Source organism: Shewanella decolorationis (assembly GCF_004354305.1).
Classification (GTDB): domain Bacteria; phylum Pseudomonadota; class Gammaproteobacteria; order Enterobacterales; family Shewanellaceae; genus Shewanella; species Shewanella decolorationis.
On record NZ_CP037898.1, the window covers coordinates 149,927 to 173,119 of the forward strand.

16 protein-coding genes are annotated in these 23,193 nt (G+C 45.6%); 13 read left to right on the forward strand and 3 right to left on the reverse strand.

The annotated features are described in order from the left end of the window. Position 1: 1 nt before the first annotated feature. Positions 2 to 637 (reverse strand): paraquat-inducible protein A, encoded by a 636-nt coding sequence (locus EYR25_RS00700; RefSeq protein ID WP_133178180.1) that lies wholly within the window; start codon positions 635 to 637, stop codon positions 2 to 4. 205 nt (positions 638 to 842) lie between these two features. Here EYR25_RS00700 and EYR25_RS00705 point away from each other — a divergent pair, with 205 nt between their 5' ends. From EYR25_RS00705 to EYR25_RS00765, 13 genes are all read left to right on the forward strand, one after another. Further along, positions 843 to 1,142, forward strand: coding sequence for a YebG family protein (locus EYR25_RS00705; RefSeq protein ID WP_023267333.1), 300 nt, complete (start codon positions 843 to 845; stop codon positions 1,140 to 1,142). 15 nt (positions 1,143 to 1,157) lie between these two features. Continuing rightward, positions 1,158 to 1,616: a GAF domain-containing protein gene (locus EYR25_RS00710; RefSeq protein WP_133178181.1), complete on the forward strand. Its 459-nt coding sequence runs from the start codon at positions 1,158 to 1,160 to the stop codon at positions 1,614 to 1,616. 278 nt (positions 1,617 to 1,894) lie between these two features. Then, a complete protein-coding gene (proQ, locus tag EYR25_RS00715; RefSeq protein ID WP_133178182.1) occupies positions 1,895 to 2,542 on the forward strand; it encodes an RNA chaperone ProQ in 648 nt (215 codons plus the stop codon). 28 nt (positions 2,543 to 2,570) lie between these two features. Further along, a complete protein-coding gene (prc, locus tag EYR25_RS00720; RefSeq protein WP_165953446.1) occupies positions 2,571 to 4,622 on the forward strand; it encodes a carboxy terminal-processing peptidase in 2,052 nt (683 codons plus the stop codon). Between the two features lie 83 nt (positions 4,623 to 4,705). Further along, complete coding sequence (pepN, locus tag EYR25_RS00725) at positions 4,706 to 7,255, forward strand: aminopeptidase N (RefSeq protein ID WP_133178184.1); 2,550 nt, start codon at positions 4,706 to 4,708, stop codon at positions 7,253 to 7,255. A 513-nt stretch (positions 7,256 to 7,768) separates the two neighbouring features. After that, positions 7,769 to 7,984, forward strand: a complete 216-nt coding sequence (locus EYR25_RS00730) for a DUF2835 domain-containing protein (RefSeq protein WP_133178185.1) — start codon at positions 7,769 to 7,771, stop codon at positions 7,982 to 7,984. Between the two features lie 338 nt (positions 7,985 to 8,322). Then, complete coding sequence (locus EYR25_RS00735; protein ID WP_133178186.1) at positions 8,323 to 10,365, forward strand: DUF1302 domain-containing protein; 2,043 nt, start codon at positions 8,323 to 8,325, stop codon at positions 10,363 to 10,365. 12 nt (positions 10,366 to 10,377) lie between these two features. Then, a complete protein-coding gene (locus tag EYR25_RS00740) occupies positions 10,378 to 11,742 on the forward strand; it encodes a DUF1329 domain-containing protein (RefSeq protein WP_133178187.1) in 1,365 nt (454 codons plus the stop codon). A 54-nt stretch (positions 11,743 to 11,796) separates the two neighbouring features. Next, the gene (locus tag EYR25_RS00745; protein WP_133178188.1) at positions 11,797 to 12,807 is read left to right on the forward strand and encodes a YCF48-related protein; all 1,011 of its coding nucleotides are present in this window, start codon (positions 11,797 to 11,799) and stop codon (positions 12,805 to 12,807) included. Between the two features lie 31 nt (positions 12,808 to 12,838). After that, on the forward strand, positions 12,839 to 15,154 hold the full coding sequence (locus EYR25_RS00750; protein ID WP_133178189.1) for an efflux RND transporter permease subunit: 2,316 nt from the start codon (positions 12,839 to 12,841) through the stop codon (positions 15,152 to 15,154). A gap of 264 nt (positions 15,155 to 15,418) precedes the next feature. Further along, positions 15,419 to 20,263 (forward strand): NAD-glutamate dehydrogenase, encoded by a 4,845-nt coding sequence (locus EYR25_RS00755; RefSeq protein ID WP_023267323.1) that lies wholly within the window; start codon positions 15,419 to 15,421, stop codon positions 20,261 to 20,263. A 62-nt stretch (positions 20,264 to 20,325) separates the two neighbouring features. Continuing rightward, positions 20,326 to 21,345, forward strand: coding sequence for a quinone-dependent dihydroorotate dehydrogenase (gene pyrD / locus EYR25_RS00760; protein WP_023267322.1), 1,020 nt, complete (start codon positions 20,326 to 20,328; stop codon positions 21,343 to 21,345). Positions 21,346 to 21,534: 189 nt separating this feature from the next. Then, complete coding sequence (locus EYR25_RS00765; protein ID WP_133178190.1) at positions 21,535 to 22,068, forward strand: cell division protein ZapC; 534 nt, start codon at positions 21,535 to 21,537, stop codon at positions 22,066 to 22,068. Positions 22,069 to 22,611: 543 nt separating this feature from the next. On the opposite strand, the gene EYR25_RS00770 is transcribed toward EYR25_RS00765, so the two are convergent. Both EYR25_RS00770 and EYR25_RS00775 read right to left on the reverse strand, forming a co-directional pair. Next, entirely contained in the window at positions 22,612 to 22,962 is a 351-nt protein-coding gene (locus EYR25_RS00770) for a YdbL family probable chaperone protein (RefSeq protein ID WP_011626323.1), read from the reverse strand. A 24-nt stretch (positions 22,963 to 22,986) separates the two neighbouring features. After that, positions 22,987 to 23,187, reverse strand: a complete 201-nt coding sequence (locus EYR25_RS00775) for a YnbE family lipoprotein (RefSeq protein ID WP_011622561.1) — start codon at positions 23,185 to 23,187, stop codon at positions 22,987 to 22,989. Between the last annotated feature and the right edge of the window lie 6 nt (positions 23,188 to 23,193).

The following is a 23,193-nucleotide window of genomic DNA, read 5'->3' on the forward strand; positions in this document are numbered from 1 at the left end:
CTTAGCGGTGCCCCTGCATCAGTAGACTCCACATATGCTCAATATCGTATTCCCGCTGTAAGAACAGGGTGACTAAAAAAAGCATGGTGAAGCAAAAAGTGCCCATCCCGAAGTAAATGTCCGAAAAATCAGATAATTGAAATGAAGAAACTAGAAAGCTAATCACATAAATCTCAAGCATGGTGAGCTGAGATAGCAGCCCTTGCAGCTTTAATAACTGTTTGAGGCTATGGCGCCAAAAGGGGCTGCCAAGTCCCCATTTAACGATCAAAATCTGGCTGAGGATCGATAGGATCAACAAACCCGGTCCAATCACGGCTGCCGCGAGCACGGCTAACCCCACGACCCAATAACCTTGGTCGAACACCGCAAAGGCGCCCTGAAATACTGTGGTGGTGCGAATGCTGCCCAAAAAGTGGATTTCGAGTACCGGGAAAAAATTGGCGGGGAAGTAAAACACCAGTGCGGTAATACACAGTGCCAACATGCCGTTTACAGAGCAGTATGGTGTGTCATAAAGCGCAGTATTGCAGCGCGGACATAACGCCCTAACCCCCGTAGGTAAGGCGCGCTTTCGAATGGCTAAGTCGCAGGAACGACAAAGGGTTACAGAGTTTTCTGCTGTATTTTCATGCATATAAAGATATTAATTTAGCCCCAAAGCTATAAAGAGAGCAAATAGTCCGCAATAAAACCAAATTATAGGGTGAGACAGCACATTGCTTGACCCATCTCAATAATGCAAAACTCTCACATAATATCAGAATAATCAGAACACTTGCATCACTAGTTCACTTTATGTCATTCTGGTTACTGTATATAAAAACAGTGCGAGGACAGTCATGGCAGTTATTACACAGTTTGTCGTGGTAAGAGAAGGGGTGGAAAAGATGACATTCACATCGAAAAAGGAGGCTGATGCCTACGATAAGATGCTCGATATCGCTGACAACCTCATTCCATTTATTCAAAAAGCGCAGCTTGGGATTGATGAAACCGTGAGCGAACAGCTGGCATTCTATTTTGCTAACAATAAAGATGAGCTGACAAACTTGCTTAAAGGCGTCGTTCAAGTTAATAGTACGCCATCAAAACAAACTGCAGCGAAAAAAACGTCTAAAAAGGACGATGCTGTCGAATAACACGTTAGGAAGTTTATGAAACCGCAATTTTATGAGTCACTGAATAGTCAAGCATTGGCCTTACTCGAGGGTGAGGATGATTTAGTGGCTGCCATGGCTAACTTTTCTGCCTTGCTAAACGATAATTTGACCGAACTGAACTGGGTCGGTTTTTACGTAATGCGTGTTGAACAGCTGGTACTGGGTCCTTTCCAAGGTAAAGTTGCCTGTACCCGTATTCCAATGGGGAAGGGCGTGTGCGGTACCGCCGCGCAGACCAATCAGACACAACGCGTCGCCGATGTGCATCAATTCGATGGTCACATTGCCTGCGATTCGGCCAGTAATTCTGAAATTGTTATCCCAGTCCGGGCCGACGGTAAGGTTGTGGCCGTGCTGGATATCGATAGTCCTATTTTTGACCGCTTCGATGAAGAGGACCAAAAGGGCTTGGAATTATTGGTAAAAAGCTTCGAAAACTGCCTATTTGCTTAATTTGCGTACAATAACGCATAATTCATAGTCGCAATCGGTGGCGTGCGCCTTATAATAGCGCATGCACTGATAAGGCTTATGTTGAGCACAGCCAAAATAAGCCTTATAGGTTCTGCCGTAAAAAATTGTTAACTTATATTTTTTAACTTTAGTTAACTCGGCGAGAATGCTAATTTGTACTTTGGCTCGTAAGTGGGCTTAACCAAGATAAACGACTCGTAACAAGCTGATTTTTATCACCTCGGATTCGATGTCCCTTTTAAACTGTGGAAGTAATGATGGAATCAACAGATAAGTTGACCGACACCAACGCAATTTTGGCGTATTTGTATGAAACATTTCCTTTGTGCTTTATTGCTGAAGGTGAAACTAAGCCATTAAAAATCGGATTGTTTCAAGATTTGGCTGAAAGGTTGGCTGATGATTCTAAAGTCAGTAAAACTCAACTGCGAGTTGCCTTAAGACGTTACACCAGCAGCTGGCGCTACCTGAAATCGGTAAAAGCCGGTGCACAGCGTGTCGATCTTGATGGTCAGCCTTGTGGTGAGTTAGAGCAAGAGCATATTGATCATGCTCAAGCCATGTTGAAAGAAAGCCAAGAAAAAGCCAAAGCTAAGCGTGCTGCTCAAGCACCGAAAGCGGCACCTGCTGGCAAAGCGCCTGCGAAAAAAGCCCCTAAAAAAGTCGCTGTGCCAGCGCGTAAAACAGAACGTCCTGTCAAAGCTGCTCCTAAGATCGAGTCGGCTCCAACACTTAACTTGGTGCAAGCGCAATTGACTGACTTGGCGAAGAAGCAACGTGTCAATGTTAAGTTAGGTATGACGCCAGTAGCCGGCGTGATCACCGACATTAACAAAGAGGATATACACGTTCAGCTCGATAGCGGCTTAACTGTGAAAGTGAAAGCGGAACATATCCTGCTGTAACCATTTAATCAAACGGAGTAACTTGTTGATGCGAAAACTCACTTTGGCTACATCTATTGCCACTGTTTTTGTCGGATTCTCGGCTTGGGCTGTTTCCCCTACTATTCAAATCAGCGAGTTACCCACTCTCAAGCAGGAAGCGCAGCATAAAGTGGCCAGTAAGCGAGTGACGGATTTATACACTCGTTCCCACTATCATAGATTTGCATTAGATGATGCGTTTTCTGCTCAGATTTTTGACCGCTACCTGCAGCAACTCGACTACCGTCGTAATGTGCTGACGCAAGCCGATGTCGACAGCTTTAAACCTTATATCAATCAGTTTGACGACATGCTGAGCTCGGGTGAACTCGAGCCTGCTTATAAGATGTTTGATTTGGTTCAGAAACGTCGCTACGAAGGTTTTGTGTACGCACTCTCCCTACTCGACAAAGAGATGGATTTCACCGTGCCGGGTGATGCCTACGAATACGATAGGGAAGATGTTGCTTGGCCAAAAGATCAAGCCGAGATCAACGAATTATGGCGTCAACGTGTTAAATACGATGCGCTGAATCTGAAACTTACTGGCAAGAAATGGCCTGAAATCGTTGATATTCTGCAAAAGCGCTATAACAACGCCATCAAGCGTCTGACTCAGACCAATAGCGAAGATGTGTTCCAAGCGGTGATGAATGCGTTTTCTCGCAGTATCGAGCCACACACTAGCTATTTATCGCCCCGTAATGCTGAGCGTTTCCAAATGGAAATGAACTTAAGCCTCGAAGGGATTGGTGCGCAGTTACAGCTCGAGGACGATTACACTGTCATCAAGAGTTTGATTGCAGGTGGTCCTGCGGCCAGCAGTGAAAAACTATCACCAGAAGATAAGATCGTCGGTGTCGGCCAAGAAGGCGGTGAGATTGTTGATGTGATCGGCTGGCGATTAGACGATGTCGTCGATCTGATTAAAGGCCCTAAGGGCAGTAAAGTCGTATTACAGATTTTACCTAAGAAGGGCGGTTCTAACGCTAAGCCGTTTAATCTGACCTTAGTGCGCGACAAAATCCGTTTAGAAGACCGTGCCGCGACCTCAAAGATCATCGAGCCGAAAGACGGTGAATACGCCAACCGTAAAGTGGGTGTGATTCAAATTCCTGGTTTCTATATGAACTTATCCCAGGACGTCGAAAAAGAATTGGTGAAGTTAAACGAAGCCAAGGTTGAAGGTGTCGTTATCGACTTACGTGGTAACGGCGGCGGTGCGTTAACCGAAGCCGTGTTACTGACGGGACTCTTTATCGATATGGGCCCTGTTGTGCAAGTGCGTGATGCCGATGGTCGAGTGTCTGCCCACCGTGATAACGATGGCAAGACGACCTACGCAGGCCCGTTAACCATTATGGTTGACCGCTACAGTGCATCAGCCTCTGAGATTTTTGCCGCTGCCTTGCAAGATTACGACCGTGCGCTGATTGTCGGTGAGTCAAGCTTTGGTAAAGGCACTGTGCAGCAGCATAAGAGCCTAGGTCGTATCTACGATATGTACGAGAAGCCGATTGGTCACGTACAGTACACGATCCAAAAGTTCTACCGTATCAACGGTGGCAGCACTCAGCTCAAGGGCGTAACTCCGAACATTGCTTACCCAAGTGCCTTAGAGCCGGGTGAATACGGTGAAGCGGAAGAGAAGAATGCTCTACCTTGGGACAAAGTGCCGATGGCGCAATACGGTACTCTCAACGATATCACTCCTGAGTTAGTGGCGAGTTTAGAGAAAAAACACCTTGCCCGTATTCAGAACGATGTTGAGTTTAACTATATCAATCAAGATATTGCCGACTTTAAAAAGCATCATAAAGAGAAAACTGTCTCCTTAGTTGAAAGTGAGCGTATTGCCTCACGTGAAGCCGATGAGAAGAAAGTCCTCGATAGAACCAACGAGCGTCGTGTTGCCCATGGTTTAGCCGCGGTTAAATCGATGGAAGACATTAAAGACAAAGATGACGTTGAAGCACCAGATGCCTTCTTAGACGAAACGGCCTATATCACTTTAGATATGGCGGATGCAAAAAAGCTGGCTAACGCTGGCACTAAATAGGCGGTTATCACGCCTGTTTACCTTATCTTAAAACGCGCTTATGGCGCGTTTTTCTTATTTAGAACAGTGTTAAAGGGAACGACATGACACAAGCTCAAGCAAAATACCTTAAAGATTATCAAGCTCCCCAGTTCACAATTGAAACTATTGATTTAGATTTTAATCTCGATGGTAAAAACACCCTGGTTAAAGCCATTAGCAAAGTTAAACGCACATCTTCCCATACCAACCCCTTAGTGCTCGATGGTGAAAGTTTGACCTTATTGAGTGTGGCCATTGATGGACAAGCGGCGACGTATCGCGAGAGTGAAGGGCAGTTGTTAATCGAGACAAGCCTGAATGAATTTGAGTTGACCATCATCACTCAACTGGATCCCGAGGCCAACTCAAGCCTCGAAGGGCTTTATATGTCCGATGGCGCCTACTGTACTCAGTGCGAAGCCGAAGGCTTTAGACATATCACTTATTTTCTCGACCGCCCCGATGTATTAGCTAAATACACAGTGCGAATCGAGGCCGATAAGCTGGCGTTTCCTTTTCTGCTGAGCAACGGTAACTTGATTGAAAAAGGGGAACTCGATGGGGGGCGCCATTATGTGCGCTGGCAAGATCCCTTCCCAAAACCCGCTTATCTGTTTGCCTTAGTCGCTGGCGATTTCGATCTGCTGCAGGATGAGTTTATCACTCGCAGTCATCGTAAAGTTGTACTGCAGGTGTTTGTCGATAAAGGTAATTTACACAAAGCGCACCATGCGATGGCGTCCCTGAAAAAGTCGATGGCTTGGGATGAATCTCGTTTTGATTTAGAATACGACTTAGATATCTACATGATAGTCGCGGTCGACTTTTTCAATATGGGGGCGATGGAAAACAAAGGCTTAAACATCTTCAATACCAAGTATGTGTTGGCCGATACCTTGACCGCAACTGACGAGGATTACCACGGCATTGAATCTGTGGTCGGCCATGAGTACTTCCACAACTGGACGGGTAACCGCGTGACTTGCCGTGACTGGTTCCAATTAAGCCTCAAGGAAGGCCTAACAGTGTTCCGCGATCAGGAATTTAGTTCGGATCTAGGCTCACGTGCAGTGAACCGAATTCACGCAATTAAAGTCATCAAAAACCAGCAGTTTGCTGAAGACTCAGGCCCAATGGCGCATCCTATCCGCCCCGAGTCTGTGATTGAGATGAATAACTTTTATACCGTCACTGTGTATAACAAGGGCGCCGAAGTTATTCGGATGATGCACACCCTGTTGGGTGAAGCCCATTTCCAAGCGGGGATGAAGTTATACTTCAAGCGTCACGATGGACAAGCCGTGACCTGCGATGATTTTGTTGCGGCGATGGAAGATGCCAGTGGAATCGATCTAACTCAATTCCGTCTCTGGTATAGCCAAGCGGGCACGCCAATTGTTACCGCAAGCGACAGCTTTAATGCTGACACAGGGACTTATCAGTTAACACTCAAGCAAACCTTAGCTGGCTGTGCTTCACCCTTGCATATTCCCTTTAGCCTAGAGCTGTTAGATGAGAAAGGGCAATCACTGGTAAATCAAGTGCTTGATTTTACTCAAGCAGAGCAAGTGTTTAGCTTTGAAGGATTAAGCCATAAACCCGTTGCCTCCTTACTACAGGATTTTTCTGCACCAGTTAAATTGCATTATCCCTTTGAAATCGACCAACTGGTGCATTTGATGCGCTTTGCCTCGAGTGAAGTCGCGCGTTGGGAGGCATCGGTGGCGCTCGTGAGCCAAGCGATTTGGCAAAATGTGGCGCATTTACAGCAACATCACACCATGATCTTAGATGAGCGAGTGAAAGATAGTTTCAAAGGCGCCTTACTCGATGAGCAGTTAGATCAGGCGCTGATGGCGGAAATGTTAGCCATACCATCGGCCTCAGCCTTGATTGAGCAAACCGACACGGTCGATTTAGATGCCTTAGCCTTAGCCCGTGAATTTGTGCTCATAGAGCTTGCCGCCTATTGTGAAGATGAGTTAACGGCGCTGTATCGCTCATTGGTAAACCGTGATTGCACTAAAGCGCGCGCGTTAAAGAATCAATGCCTTAACTGGTTGAGCCGAGTTAGTAGTGATGCCGAAAGCTTTGTGGTTGAGCAGTTTGAAAAGGCTGCCAATATGACCGACTCACTCGGTGCATTAAGTGCGGCAAATGTTGGCTCGTTACCTTGCCGTGCACATTTGATGGCAATGTTTGAAGCACGCTGGCGCGATACGCCGCTGGTCATGGACAAATGGTTTATGCTGCAGGCGACCCATGACGAGGAAGGGGTGATTGATAGCTTGCGTCAATTACAGCAACACGCGAGCTTTAGCATGAGCAATCCTAACCGCGTGCGTTCACTGATTGGCAGCTTTGCTGCCGGGAATATTTATCAGTTCCACCGCGCCGATGGTAAAGGTTACGAGTTTTTAACTGAATGCCTTATCAGCTTAAATAAACTCAACCCGCAGGTTGCAGCGCGTATGGTGACGCCACTCATCCAATTCAGTAAGTTTGATGAGGAGCGTCAAGCCAAGAGCAAGGCTTGTTTAACACGATTACTGGCGTTACCAGAGCTTTCAAAGGACTTATTCGAGAAAGTATCTAAAGCCTTGGCGCAATAAGAGTTGGGCTAGGGCAGCGTTTTGCTGCCCTTATCCGTTAAGATGTTTTCCGCGAAAATTTGCAAACTGCTGGATATTTTGTGGCTTGATGTCGTGCATCTTAAAGTGAGAGTCTTTGATTTAGATGCTAAACACATAGAGGTTTTGAACGTTGAGTTCTAGGCAAAATGCCTTAGAAGTAAGGGGCTACCAATGCGTACTCTATGTGTTAGTCCCTTGGAATAAGCACCTTTACTCCTTTTTAAACCCTGGGAAAATTGCGCTCTTTTGGATGAATGCACGGTAAGTGGCATACCTTAGTCATACTCTTTTGCTCGTTAAGTTAAACCTAAGGAAAGCCGCGTTATACTGGGGAGTCTAAGGTTTTGCAGTGATACAGCGCTGTAGCAGTTAGATTATGAGTTACTGTAAGTCCTTATAGTTTATTCACTTTTTGGCGAGTCGAATAACGTCACGCATTTTCGCCATAAAGCCTGCTTGGTTCAGCAGGCGCAGATTATTTTGAGTATCAATATGGAATTGTATTTTAAGTTAACGCTAAGTTATCAAGATTTTTTGCCTTATTATCAAGGTCTTGCTGATAAAGTCGAAGTGCGTGAGCGTCATGGGCGAATACTCTGGATTAATGGTCGACATTTTAGGCGTTTTTTGACCGAAAATGGTATCCATGGTCAGTTTAAACTTGTGCTCGATGACAAAGGACAGTTTGTGTCCCTTGAGCAGTTATAGTAACAAATTGTTGATTTTTGGTTAGAGCAATTACTTTAAACGGTCGACTAATTACAAACATGAAAATATGATATTTTCTTTGTGATTATGTTAATGAAATATATGGTTTTTTATTTTATTCCCCGCCTGCATTCCTATCTACTACTTTGCTAATTTAAATCCGATCTTTACTCAAGATGACATAAATGTGTCTACGTGCTTAATTCTTCGGAAAATTTTCTCTAACTGTGCCTTGCTCATAGGGATTAATTGCTGTAACAATGATGTTACCTGTGAGCTAACAAGATGTTGGTTGTAATTCCAAGAACAAAGAATCCAGCAGGGTACGGAGAGCTAAAATGAAAATTGTTAAAAAAAGTTTTAACAAGTCGGCGCTTGCTTTGGGGGTGGCGTCGGCATTGAGTTTATTGATGGTGTCGAATGTTAATGCGGTTGCGTTCGATTGGGGAGACGTTCAAGGTACTTTTGACTCCACTTGGACCGCGGGTGCCAGTTGGCGTGTCGGGGAGCGCGATTGGGACGGACAAATTGGTAAGGTAAACCAGCCGCAGTTTGATTGGTCAAATTACTCCGCATTTGGCAATACCAAGTACACTTCTGCTGAGATTTGGGCACAACCTGGTTCTTACTCTAGCAACAACGATTTGAGTAATTTACTTTATTCTCAAGGTGATACTACATCCGAAATCGTTAAAGGATTGCACGAGTTATCCTTAAAGTATGAGAATTATGGTTTATTCGTTCGTGGTATGTATTTTTACGATCGTAAGCTAAACGATGGCAACTTTGACTACAATGACCCGTTGACTGGAAAAGAGTTCGATCCTTGTGAAGATAATCGTGCTTCAGAGGTGCAATGTAAGGATATCCGTTTGTTGGATGCCTTTGTCTATGCGAACTTTGATTTAAACGACGGTGCAAATCCTCTTTCTATCCGTTTAGGTAACCAAGTGGTTTCTTGGGGTGAAAGTACGCTGATCGCCCATGGTATTGGTGAGATTAACCCTGTTGATTTGAACATCCTGAATGCGCCTGGCGCAGAACTCAAAGAAGCTTTTAGACCTCAGGGCATGGTGTGGGCTTCATTGGGGATCACCGAAAACTTATCGGTAGAAGCTTTCTATCAATATGATTGGGAACCTATTTGGGTGCCAACACCCGGTTCAATTTTTGCCACTAACGATTTTGCCGGCTTTGGTGGTTACAATCAAAACGCACAGTTAGGTTTTAACGCCAACCCAGACATCAATTTAGACTTTGTGATGCAGGAATATCAGAAGCTCGCTGGCATGATCGCCAGTGGTCAAACGATTCCTACACAGCAATTGGTGGCGATGGCACTGGCTTATCCAACGAAAGTGACGTTAGTGCAAGATGAGCAAGCCCCAAGCAACGGTGGCCAGTATGGTATCAAGCTAGGTTATTATGCGCCTGAATTGGGCGATACCGAGTTTGGTTTCTACTTTATGAACTACCACAGCCGCCGTCCGCTGATCAGCGGTACCGCCGCCGATTTTAGCACTGGCGCACTGTTGTCAGACCTTGCAGTTCTCGGTCAAAACGCGGGTGATATTAACCGCGAATTGCTGCTCAGCTTAAAGAGCTTCTCTAAGGCGCAAATTGTTTATCCTGAAGACATCAAGCTTTATGGTTTCAGTTTTAACACTTCATTGGGCGATACCTCAGTCGGGGCTGAAATTGCTCACCGTCAAGACGAACCGCTGCAAATCGATGACGTTGAACTGCTATTTGCGGGTATGCCACAACAGTTAGCCAATGCGGGTATTCGCCCCGATTTCGATGGCATTTCACAGATTGATGGTGTACAGCCTGGCGAAACCGTTGACGGTTTTATCCGCCTCGATACCACTCAAGCGCAAGTCACCTTCACGCATTTATTCGGTCCTACCTTGGGATTAGATAACTTGACGATGTTGGCTGAAGTCGGCGGGGTATGGATCCACGATATGCCAGGTTTTGATGAACTACGTCTTAATGGCCCAGGTACCGCACGTTCTGGCGGTAATCCCGATATGCCTGGCATCATCCAAGCCCTGCACAATGGTCCAGAAACTAACCCATTCCCAACAGATTTCGCGTGGGGATACCGTCTGGTGGCGAAAGCAGAGTTTAACAACTTGTTTGCGGGCGTGAACATGTCACCACGGTTGATTTTCTCACACGATGTTGACGGTATTACGCCAGATCCAATGTTCCTCTTTACCGAAGGACGTAAGTCAGTGGCCTTAGGTCTGAATTTTGAATACCAAAACCGTTGGGGTGCGGACTTATCCTACAACAACTTCTTTGGCGGAGTGGGAACAACCAACGCGATGTCAGATCGTGATTATATTTCTTTCAATATCAAGTATTCGATCTAAAGGACTATAACAATGAAGAAACTGTCGATATTGGCAAGCGCTGTCGTAATGGCGCTTGTAGCACCAGCAGCGATGGCAAAAGTCTCCGAAGCAGAAGCAGCCAAGCTGGGTAACGAATTGACGCCATTAGGCGCAGAAAAGGCTGGCAATGCTGATGGCTCTATTCCGGCTTGGGATGGCGGTATTACTAAGCCTGTCGCTGGTTATACTAAGGGTATGCATCACCCTGATCCTTTCCCAGAGGATAAAATTGAATTTACCATTACCAATGCTAACAAAGCCCAATACAAGGATTTTTTGACTCCTGGTCAAATGAAATTGTTCGAGCTTTACCCAGATACTTACAAGATGAATGTGTATAAAACGCGCCGCAGCGCGTCAGTACCGCAATTTGTCTATGATGCGACCAAAGCCAACGCCACTCGCGCTGAACTGGTTGCACAGGGTAACGGTATTTCGGGCGCATCGATTGGTATTCCATTCCCGATCCCTGCCAATGGTTTAGAAGCGATTTGGAACCATATTCTGCGCTTCCGTGGTGTGGATGTGGAAACTTCACGTAGCCAAGCGGCACCAACGGCCGATGGCAGCTACACCTTAGTGGAAACCGCTGAGGAAATTCGCTTCGAATATTCCCGCCCTGAAATCACCCTTGATCAATTAAAGGCCAGCAACACGCTGTTCTACTTTAAGCAAGTGGTGACTCAGCCCGCTCGTTTAGCAGGTACGGCACTGTTAGTGAAAGAAACCATGGACCAAGAGGCGCTGCCGCGCCAAGCATGGACTTATAACACGGGTCAACGCCGCGTGCGTAAGGCACCCAACGTTGCGTTTGATACACCGGGTACCGTATCCGATGGTCTGCGCACAACAGATGATTTCGACATGTTTAACGGCTCTCCCGTGCGCTATAACTGGGAGCTTGTGGGCAAGAAAGAAATCTATATTCCTTACAACGACTACAAATTGCACTCAGACAAGTTGAAATATGATCAGATTTTAAAACCCGGTCATATTAATCCTGAGTATATCCGCTGGGAAAAACACCGCGTATGGGAAGTAAAGGCGACACTGAAAGACGGTATGCGCCACATCTACAAAACCCGTGTGATGTATCTTGACGAAGATTCATGGCAAGTGTCGATTGCTGATCTGTATGACAACCGTGATGAACTCTACCGCGTGGCGGTTGCCCACGGCTTGAACTACTACGAAGTCCCAACACAGTGGGATACCTTAGAAGTGTTCCACGATCTGCAGTCCCGTCGTTATTTGGCCATGGGGTTAGACAACCAAAGTGGAATGTATAACTTCGATGCCAAACTGAGTGAAGCGAACTTCACGCCTGATGCACTGCGTCGTGAAGGTATTCGTTAATCAGCCACGGTATAAGGGGCGCTAAGCGCCCCTCATTAGTTTAAGGAAGTTTGTATGTCGTTTCGCATCCTTCAATGCGCCGCTGCAGTCAGTGTTGGTTGTTTCTTTTCTTCCCCTTCATTTTCAGCCGTGTCTGAGACTTTCTCGCAAATTCAGCCCTTAGCGGCATCTTCGCTCGTGTTAGATATTGCCCATGCGGGACAGCGTTTAGTTGCCGTGGGTGAGCGTGGCCATGTGCTCGTGCTGAAAGACACTTGGCAACAAGTGCCGACACCAACCTCGGCGCAGCTGACAAAAGTGTTCTTTTTAAATGAAAAACTCGGCTGGGCTGTCGGGCACGATGCTACTATTTTGCACACTCAAGATGGCGGCCAGACATGGTCGTTACAAATGCAGTCAACTGAAATTGAAAAACCCTTCCTCGATGTGCTGTTTCTCAATGAGCAGGACGGCATGGCCATTGGGGCTTATGGATTGTTTTATCGAACCCATGATGGTGGCAAGACTTGGGCAGAAGAATTCCACGAAGAGTTGCTGGCCGAAGAAGACGTGTCCTATTTGGCTGAGTTAAAGAATAGCGACCAAGCCGCTTATCTGACCGAGCGCGCTTCGTTACTGCCACATTTTAATCGGATGATCGTGCTTAATGATGGTCGTTTGTTACTGGTGGGAGAGTTGGGGCTTGTGGCTGTATCGGCCGACAGGGGCCAAACCTTTACCCGTACTGGGTTTGATTACGACGGCTCTATGTTCAATGCCATTCAATTGCAGGATGCTGTCTACGTGATGGGATTGAGGGGACACGTATTTAAGGCAGATTTGAGCCTTGGCCAATGGGACGAGATTGAAATACCCGTGCAGTCATCCATCAATGGCGCCTTGGTGAACTCAGATACTAGCTTGTATCTTGTGGGGAATGCTGGCGTCGTTATTCTGCTAAATCAGGATGATAGTGCGAGAATTGTCACGCGTCGCCAGGGGGAAAACTTAGTTTCGATTGCCAAAGATAACCAAGGGAATGTGTGGTTATCGGGTAGCCAAGGGCTACTCACTCTAAAGCCATAAATGATAAAACAACAATAACAGGGCCGATAAGATGTTAGAAAAACTGGTCAACGGATTTGAGTCATTTTTATTCCGCAACCGTGCTTGGGTGGTGAGCATTTTTATTTTGCTGACGGTTTTTTTGGGATACCAAGCTAGTCAATTAAAAATGGATGCGGCATTCATTAAAAATATTCCGCTTAATCATAGCTATATGCAAACTTACCTCAAACATCAAAAAGATTTTGGGGGCGCGAATAGCATTATGGTGGCGGTGGAAGACACCAGCGGTAATATTTTTAACCCTAACTTTTTCGACACCCTTAAAAACGTTCACGATCAGCTGTTTTTTATTCCCGGTGTTGACCGATCACAGGTGAAATCCTTATTTTCACCTTCGACCCGTTTTACTGAAGTGGTGGAAGATGGTTTCGCGGGCGGCCCTGTGATCCCCGCCGATTTTACGACCACCGAAGCGGGCTTGAATACGGTACGCGATAACATTGAAAAAGCAGGCATTGTGGGGCGCTTGATCGCCAACGATTATAGTGCCGCCATGGTGTCGGCCCAGTTGATGGACTTTGATCCACAAACGGGTAAGCCCTTAGATACTATCGCCTTTGCCGCTCAGCTGGAGAAGGAACTTCGGGGCAAGTATGAAACCGATAAGGTGAAAATCCATATTATCGGTTTTGCCAAGATGGCGGGTGATGTGGCCGATGGCGCCAAAGGCGTATTACTGTTCTTCGTGATTGCCATTTTGATCACGGCCGTAATGGTTTATCTGTTTTCCAAGTCACTCATCCTGACACTCTTACCGTTAGTCTGTAGCTTAACGGCGGTGATCTGGCAGCTCGGTTTACTTACGGTGATTGGTTTTGGTTTAGATCCTATGTCAATTCTGGTGCCATTCCTCGTCTTTGCCATCGGGGTGAGTCACGGGGTGCAGATGATCAACGCGGTCAGACGCCGAGTCATTGATGGACAAACCACCAAGGCGGCTTCAGCTTCTGCATTTCGTAGCTTATTGGTGCCTGGTGGGGTAGCGCTGCTCTCTGATACGGTCGGTTTTATCACGCTTTTATCCATTGATATCGGAATCATTCGTGAGCTGGCGATTTCGGCTTCCCTCGGGGTGGGCGTGATTATTTTCACTAACCTGATCCTGTTGCCCTTAGTGATTTCCTTCACTGAGCTTAACGTGTCGTCAAAGTGCGAGCCGACGGCAGATGAAGTGCGTGCCGAGGCGGTTTGGCGTTATCTTGCTAAATTTGCCACGCCTAAATACGCGGTAGTGGTGATTGTGGCAACCATTGCCTTGTATTTTGCGGGTTTGCAACAGGCTAATCAGATGAAAATTGGCGATCTACAGGGCGGTGCGCCAGCTCTGCACCAGGATTCTCGCTATAACTTGGATACTTTCTTCATCACAGATCATTTCTCAATCACCACCGATGTGATGACAGTGATTGTGGAAGCTAGCCCTGAGGCCTGTACTTACCACGATGTATTAAGCCAAATCGACGAGTTTGAATGGTTAGTGCGTAATACCCCAGGGGTTGAATCAACCGTCAGCTTGGCTTCTGTAGCCAAAAAAGTGAATGCGGGCTTTAACGAAGGTAACCCAAGATGGGAAGTGCTGCCCCGTACTACCGCCAGTTTAGTGCAAGCGATTGGCCAGATCCCAACGACATCGGGCTTGTTAAATGGTGATTGCTCTGTGATGCCTGTGTATCTATTTATGCAGGATCACAAGGCAGAAACTATTGAGACAGTGGTTGCCAAGGTGAAAGCGGTCGCGGCCAAAATGGACAATGATAAGCTGCAATTTAAGCTGGCATCAGGCCCTGTTGGGGTGATGGCGGCGACCAATGAAGCCGTGGCTGAAGCGCAATTACCTATGATGATTTATGTGTATGGCGCGGTATTTGTGCTTTGTCTTATCAGCTTTAAATCATTTAAGGCGACTGTGGCGGTAATTATTCCACTCTACGTGGTCTCTACGTTGGCGCAGGCGCTGATGACACAGCTCAATATTGGCTTAGCCGTCAGTACCTTACCCGTAATTGCGCTGGGTGTGGGGATTGGGGTTGACTATGGTATTTATATTCTGTCGACCATGTCGTCCAAGTTGTCGAATGGGATGCCAGTACAGCAAGCCTACTATGAAGCGTTAGTCGAGCGGGGCAGTGCGGTGATATTCACAGGCCTGACATTAGCGATTGGGGTGAGCACTTGGTTTTTCTCGGCGCTTAAGTTCCAAATGGACATGGGGATCCTGCTTACCTTCATGTTTGTGGTAAATATGTTGGGCGCCATAATTATCCTACCCGCATTAGCGGCTGTATTCTGGCGCCAACCTAAGTAGGTAATACGCATGGGGAGTTTAGACTCCCCATTGTGTTTGAATATAAACGCTGTTTTTTTGATTTTTTGCTCAACTGTTGTGCCATCTTTACGCCAATACTGGATTTACAGAGGATGTACCACTAAAATTTTCCTCGAAATACAGAGGATTTAGTAATAAACTTCGCGCGACGATCTGGATCACACTAATTTTCTAAGATCGTTAAGCCGAAGCATCCAAATAATGAAAAAAAGCGCTGCCATAGACGCTTAAGGAAACAGCAACATGGCCTTGAAAGATGCAATGCCTTCAGTACTACTTGAAAATGTAGTCAGTTTAATTCACGCTAAAGTCCCTAATTCACAAGCCAAGCAAGTTGAACAGTTCGCGACCTGCCTTTATGCCCACATGTCGAAAGACGACCTTAATGCGCGTAACGACAGCGATCTGTACGGTGCGGTTCTAAGTTTATGGAATGCACTAAACAAAACTCCTAAGGGGGAAACTCACCTCAGAGTCTTCAACCCAAGTCAGTCTAAACACGGCTGGCAATCAACCCATTCCATCATTGAAGTCATCCAGCCTGACATGCCATTCTTGGTAGACTCAGTTGGTATGGCCTTGAATCGCATGGGTATTACGGCTCATATGATGTTACACACTCCGCTGGCAATTGAGCGTTCAGCGCAAGAAGTGACTAAAGTAACCTACTTGAAGCAAAGCCCTGATAGCACTGAGCAGGTGGCGGTTTTCCTGATTGAAATCGATCGTCAAAACAGCAGCGCGGATATCAAAGCCCTAGAGCGTGAAATCCAATCAGTACTTGCTGATGTTGCCGCATCAGTAAACGACTGGGAAGCCATGTCAGCTAAGCTGAGTGAAACCATTAAAGATCTGCCTAAGCGTCCTTTCCCCGGTGAGAAGCAAGAGTTAGAAGAGGCGATTAACTTCCTAACTTATCTTAATAATCATCACTTTACCTTACTGGGTTACCGTCAATACGATTTAAAACGCGTTGAAGGCGACGTCGAGCTAGTGCCGAATATGGCCTCTAGCTTAGGTTTAATGAATAAGCAGCATAAGACACAACCTGAGCAAGGTTTGTTATTATCAAGCTTCTCTGACAGCGCCCGTAAAGAAGCCTTAGACCACAGTTTACTGATCCTCACCAAGAGTAGCGCTAAGAGCCGCGTGCACCGTCCAGCCTATGTCGACTATATCGGTATCAAACGCTTCGACAAGAAAGGCAATGTGGTCGGTGAAGACAGATTCATCGGCTTGTACGCTTCAAACGTGTATAACCGCAGCCCACGTGAGATCCCGCTGCTGAACGAAAAAGTCCAGCGCGTATTAGACCGTTCAGGTTTAACACCACGTTCTCACGACTATAAAGCCCTGCTGAATATCCTCGAAAACCTGCCGCGCGATGAGCTAATCCAAGCCAATGTGGATGATTTAGCACACACGGCGCACGGTGTGCTCGAGATGCAAGACAGGGATAAACTGAAACTCTTTGTTCGCAAAGATGGTTTCGGTCGTTTCTTATCCTGTTTAGTGTACGTTTCAAAAGATCGTTATAACACTAAACTTCGCCAAGATACCCAGCGTATTCTGGCTCAGCATTTCAACAGCAAAGAAGATGTAGAGTTTACGACGTATTTCTCCGAGTCAACCCTGGCCCGTACTCACTACATTGTCAAAGTTGATAACAATAATATGGATGTAGATGTGGCTGCCATTGAAAACAATTTAATTGAAGCGGCACGCTCGTGGGAAGATAAGTTAAATACTGCGCTAAACACTGCCTTAGGTGAAGAAGCCGGTACTCATCTGATGAAGCGTTACGCTAACGCCTTCGAACAAAGCTATAAAGAAGACGTATTACCAAGCTCGGCTGTTGTGGATATGCAACAACTTGAAGCGCTGGATGACGAACACAAGTTAGGCATGTTGTTCTATCAACCGCAGGAAACTGCACTGAACGACAATAAAGTGCGTTTAAAACTGTTCCATAAAGATGAACCAATCCATCTTTCTGACGTACTGCCAATGCTCGAAAACTTTGGTCTGCGCGTGATTAACGAGCGCCCTTATGAAGTGACGACCTCAGACGGTTCTACCTTCTGGATCTTAGACTTCTTAATGACAGTTAAAGTCGCCAATACCGACAACATCGCTGACAGCCAAGACAGATTCCAAACTGCACTTTCTCAAGTGTGGCAAAAGAAATTAGAAGATGACGGCTTTAACCGTATCATTCTGGCGTCAGGCTTAACGGGCCGTGAAGTCTCTGTACTGCGTGCTTACGCTAAATACATGCGTCAAATCGATGCGACATTCAGCCAAGCCTACATCGAAGAAACCTTCGGCCGTTATCCACAAATCGCTGATTTGTTAGTAAAAATGTTTATCCGTAAGTTCAATCCAAAACTCAAGACCCGTACATTGGGTAAGTTTATGGAGCAGATCAACCTACGTTTAGACGAAGTATCGAGCTTAGATGATGACCGTATTATCCGTCGTTACCTCGATCTGATTAACGCTACGCTGCGGACAAACTTCTATCAATTAGATGCTAAGGGTGAACCGAAGAGCTATATCTCCTTCAAGTTCATGCCTTCAATGATCCCTGAAATGCCGCGTCCGCTGCCGAAATTCGAAATCTTCGTTTATTCGCCACGGGTTGAAGGTGTGCATTTACGCGGCGGTAAAGTGGCTCGTGGTGGTCTGCGTTGGTCTGATCGTCGTGAAGACTTCCGTACTGAAGTGCTTGGCTTAGTAAAAGCACAACAAGTGAAGAACACCGTAATCGTACCTGTGGGTGCGAAAGGTGGTTTCGTTTGTAAACAACTGCCAACTGAAGGTGGTCGTGAAGCCTTCTTCACCGAAGGTCAAGAATGTTACCGCATCTTTATCCGTGCGCTGCTCGATATCACAGATAACATCGTTAACGGCGAAATCGTTCACCCAGTGGATGTAGTCCGTCACGATGAAGACGATCCGTATTTAGTGGTCGCGGCGGATAAAGGCACCGCAACCTTCTCGGATATCGCTAACGCGATTTCTCTCGAATATGGCTTCTGGTTAGGTGATGCCTTCGCCTCGGGCGGTAGTAACGGTTACGACCATAAGAAAATGGGTATCACGGCCAGAGGTGGTTGGGAATCTGTTAAGCGTCACTTCCGCGAAGTGGGTATCGATTGTCAAACTACCGACTTTACCTGTTTAGGTATTGGTGACATGGCGGGTGACGTATTCGGTAACGGTATGTTGTTGTCTAAGCACACAAAACTTGTGGCTGCATTCAACCATATGCATATCTTTATCGATCCTAATCCTGATGCTGCGGCCAGTTATGAAGAGCGTGCCCGTTTGTTCGCGCTGCCACGTTCAAGCTGGGAAGACTACAATAGCAAGCTGATCTCTAAAGGTGGCGGTATCTTCCTGCGTTCATCTAAGTCAATTCCATTGTCTGCTGAAATGAAGCAAATGCTGGAAACGGAAAAGGCCTCGATGACACCAACTGAACTGATGAAAGAGCTGCTGAAAATGCCAGTGGATCTGATTTGGAACGGTGGTATCGGTACTTATGTTAAGTCATCACGCGAAACGAATGCTGAAGTGGGCGACCGCGCGAACGATGCACTGCGCGTCAATGGTCGTGAACTACGCGCCAAGATCGTGGGTGAGGGTGGTAACTTAGGTTGTACTCAGTTAGGTCGTATCGAATACGCGGCTAACGGCGGCCGTATCAACACTGACTTCGTGGATAACGTGGGTGGTGTGGACTGTTCAGACAACGAAGTTAACATCAAGATCCTATTAAACGCGTTAGTCGCTGAGGGTGAACTGACACTCAAGCAACGTAACCGTTTATTGGAAGAGATGACCGAAGAAGTTGGCCAAATCGTACTTCAGGATTGTAAAGATCAAACCCGTACTATTTCGGTGACTCAAGTTCGTGGTGCCGAGCAGTTAAAAGAGCAAATTCGCTTTATCCAATATCTGGAAAAAGAAGGCAAGCTAGACCGCGCCTTGGAATTCTTACCATCGGAAGAAGAGCTGGCCGAACGTCTAGCCAATGGTCGTGCATTAACACGTCCTGAGCTATCAGTGCTAGTGGCTTACGCTAAGATGGTACTGAAAGAACAACTGTTAACACCTGAAATTACCGAAGACACGCTATTGAGTCAGTTGCTCATTGCCTACTTCCCGAAAAAACTTCAGGAACTGTACAGCCACAGAATGGTAACGCATCCACTACGTGGTGAAATTATCGCGACGTCATTGGCCAACGAATTGGTTAATGACATGGGGCTGAACTTCGTTCAACGTATGCAAGATGAGACTGGAGCCTCAGTTGCCGACGCTGCGATTTGCTACACTATGGCTCGCGAAGTATTTGGTTTAGCTGAACTAACTAAATCGATCACTGACTTAAACGGTATTGTACCTGCTGTGGTCCAGGGCGAAATGTTGCACCAGTTACGCCGCAATATGCGTCGTGCATGCCGCTGGTTCCTACGTCATCGCAATCGTAGCTGGAGCATTGAGCAAACTGTTGCCTTCTTCAAACCTGTGTTTGAACAACTGAAAGCCAATGTTCATGCCTACTTAGCAGAAGATGAAGCTGCAGGTATCCAAGCTGAGATCAACGCTCTTGTGAAAGAGAATGTTCCTCAGGATGTTGCGACTACCGTTGCAAATATGAGCACTCTTTTCTCTACACTCGATATCGCGCAAATTGCGCAGGCAGAAGAGAAGACTGTGGCACTTGTTGCTGAGACTTATTTCAAACTCGGTGCTCGTGTTGAGCTACACTGGTTCCTTGAACAGATCAGTGCACAACCCGTGGCCAACCATTGGCAAGCGCTTGCTCGTGCAGCCTTTAGGGAAGAGTTAGATTGGCAACAACGTGCGTTGACGTCAGTGGTCTTAAGAACGTGCACTGCAACCTGTGACGCTCAGAGCGTTATTTCCCAGTGGATTGATACTAATCAAGCCCTGCTGGAAAGATGGTTCCATATGCTAGCTGACTTCAAAACATCGCAAAGTCATGAGTTTGCTAAGTTCTCTGTCGCCCTTCGTGAACTGAACCTTCTGATCCTTCATTGTGAAGGCCAAAAGTAAACTTTTATAACAATCAGAAGCCCTGGCGATCGCCGGGGCTTTTTTTAGGTCGAGGAAAGTACATGTTTTATAAAATCGCACAGAAAGTCATGTTTCAGATGGATCCTGAGCGAGCGCATAATTTGGCCATAGGCAGCTTGAGAATGACCGGCAATAGCCCACTCAATGCATTTTATGCTCAGAATATCGCACCAGCGCCCGTCAGCTTTATGGGACTGACTTTTCCAAACCCAGTGGGATTAGCCGCGGGTATGGATAAAGATGGTGAATCTATCGATGCCTTTCATGCGATGGGATTTGGTCATGTGGAAGTCGGAACAGTGACTCCAAGACCACAACCCGGTAATGATTTACCCCGTTTGTTTAGATTAAAACCCGCAAAAGCGATCATTAATCGCATGGGTTTTAATAACAAAGGTGTCGATAATCTGGTCAAAAATTTGATCGCTAAGAAAACCGATATTATGGTCGGGGTCAATATTGGTAAAAATAAAGACACGCCAGTAGAGCAGGGCAAAGATGATTATTTGATCTGCATGGACAAAGTTTATCCTTATGCAGCCTATATTGCAGTGAACATTTCATCACCGAATACCCCTGGATTACGATCGCTGCAATATGGCGATCTATTAGATGAATTATTAAGCGCATTAAAAACAAAGCAACTTGAGTTGGCCGAAAAGCATAAAAAGTATGTGCCAATTGCCCTTAAAATTGCGCCAGATTTAACCACGGAAGAAATCGAGAATATTGCGCAATCCTTGATTAAAAACAAGTTTGATGGTGCGATTGCGACTAACACAACGTTAACTCGCGACGGTGTAAGTGGCCTTGCCAATGCCAATGAAAGTGGGGGGTTAAGTGGTAAGCCATTAACTGAGCTCTCGACAAAAGTGATCAAACAATTATCGATTTATTTAAATGGACAGATCCCGATCATTGGTGTGGGCGGTATTAACAGTGCCGAAGATGCGTTAGCTAAATTTGATGCGGGTGCAACTATGGTGCAGATTTACTCAGGTTTTATTTATCAAGGTCCGAAATTAATTAAAGAGATTGTTGAAGCTTACCGCTTAAAATAATGATCTATTGATCTAAGCTAAGATCTCTTTTAAAAGACTGCGATCTAAAATGATCGTTAGATCGCAGTATGGATCTTGAAATAGATCCAATAAGTAATTGTTAACTAAATTGTATTTTATTATTTTTATTTTGATATTGAATAAAATATCTACTATGATGTGCCAGTGTTCAAATAGTAGGTAAACGTTATGTTATTATTGCCACAAAAGGATTGGCACTGGAAATATAACGATTCGTATGGTGTCTTAGGCGTTTCGTTAGGTTCCGAGATAGAATTTCTGACGGCTTATAAAGCAAAATCATTAATTCCTGATGCCTTATCAAGCATGGAATTTAATATTGCGCACGCCAAATTCTATATGAGCTTACTCGATAAGTTGCCCAAAACCTTATCACTTACCGATGCTGCGATAGTGCAAATAGCGCTTAACGCTACTGCGGCCCATTTCATGTTAACGCCCCAAATGCCAAAATCATGGTTTTTTGATACTAGCGATGTGTGCGTATATAGCGATGTGGGTAAAGTATTCGAGCTTAAATGCCAAAAGCAACGTGCGTTAGTGCTAGTCGTTGAAAATACCCTGCAATCGGCTTTAGTGATGTTATTATCGCCAGAGTGTGTTTTATCCGGCGCAAAAACTATGGTGCAGTTTGAAACTATTAAAGTGATGCATAACCGCTTACACCCACTACGTGTACAGCGCCATGTTGTTGCAGCATAGTTTTGTTCTCATAGTCTTTTTATTTGATGTGAGCTGATTGCATTGGGTCGTCATTTATTGATAGTGATATCAATAGCGGTAGTATTGCTCAAATATGATGAATTTCTGTCCTATTAAAGTGCTTGGTTAAAGTACTATCAGTACTTGGATAGATTCTTTGAGTGTTTTTTCTTTATTTCTACATGTTGTTGCTTCAGTGGCGAGTGAGTCAGTCATGATTCATTATCAATGTTAATCCTAAAATTGCTTCCCTTAGCGTTATCATTTTGTAGTGTGCGGTAGCGACTTAGCATTATCACAGCTTCAATATATTGGCCTTAATTCATTTCAGTCTCAATTTTCCGTCGTAGTGTTATTCAGACCCGATTTAGTTTGGATCCACATAGATATTATACTGGCACAAGGGATAGAGGGAGAATGCAATGTATTTTGGCTTTTTTGTAAAGTACTAATCATGAACTTTGATAAAAACGCCTGCAAATGCAGGCGTTTTGTTTATATCTATCCGTTTTGTTTTTACGCGCTAGAGCCTTAGAAAGCGGATTACTTTTTAACCCATTTTCCTTGGGCGTTTTGCACATAGTTGCCTTTATCTGTGGCGGCGATGGCTTTTTCGCCGGCAAGTTTAGCGACATCGGCGGCGGAGATATTGTTCTTTTTCGCGATGGTTTCGTAATGGGCGCGGCGTTTGTTGTTCACATCGTCCATCACGGCTTTGGCCTCGCTATTATTTTGCACTAGGCCCAAATAGCCATTGAGCTGCTCACCTAAGTAACCTTGGGATTTGGCTTCCTGTAGTGACATTGCAAAGGCATTTAAGCTGAATAAACTCAGGCCGAGCAACAGCAGTAATGTTGGCTTTTGTAGCAGGGTTTTGAGTGGCATTGATTTCATTGTATATTCCTCAATTTTTAGTGATTAGAACAACTTATCATCTGATAGAAGCTGATCTAGCTCCTTATCCACTTTGATTTTTATCTCGTGTTCAATTTTCACATTGAGATTAATCACAATCGGTTTGTCAGGCGGCTCAATCTTTACCGTTGGCGCACAGCCTTGCAATGCTGCCAGTAGCAGCAATGCACCTAAACTCACTTGCTGTAATTGAATGATCTTCACTGAGGT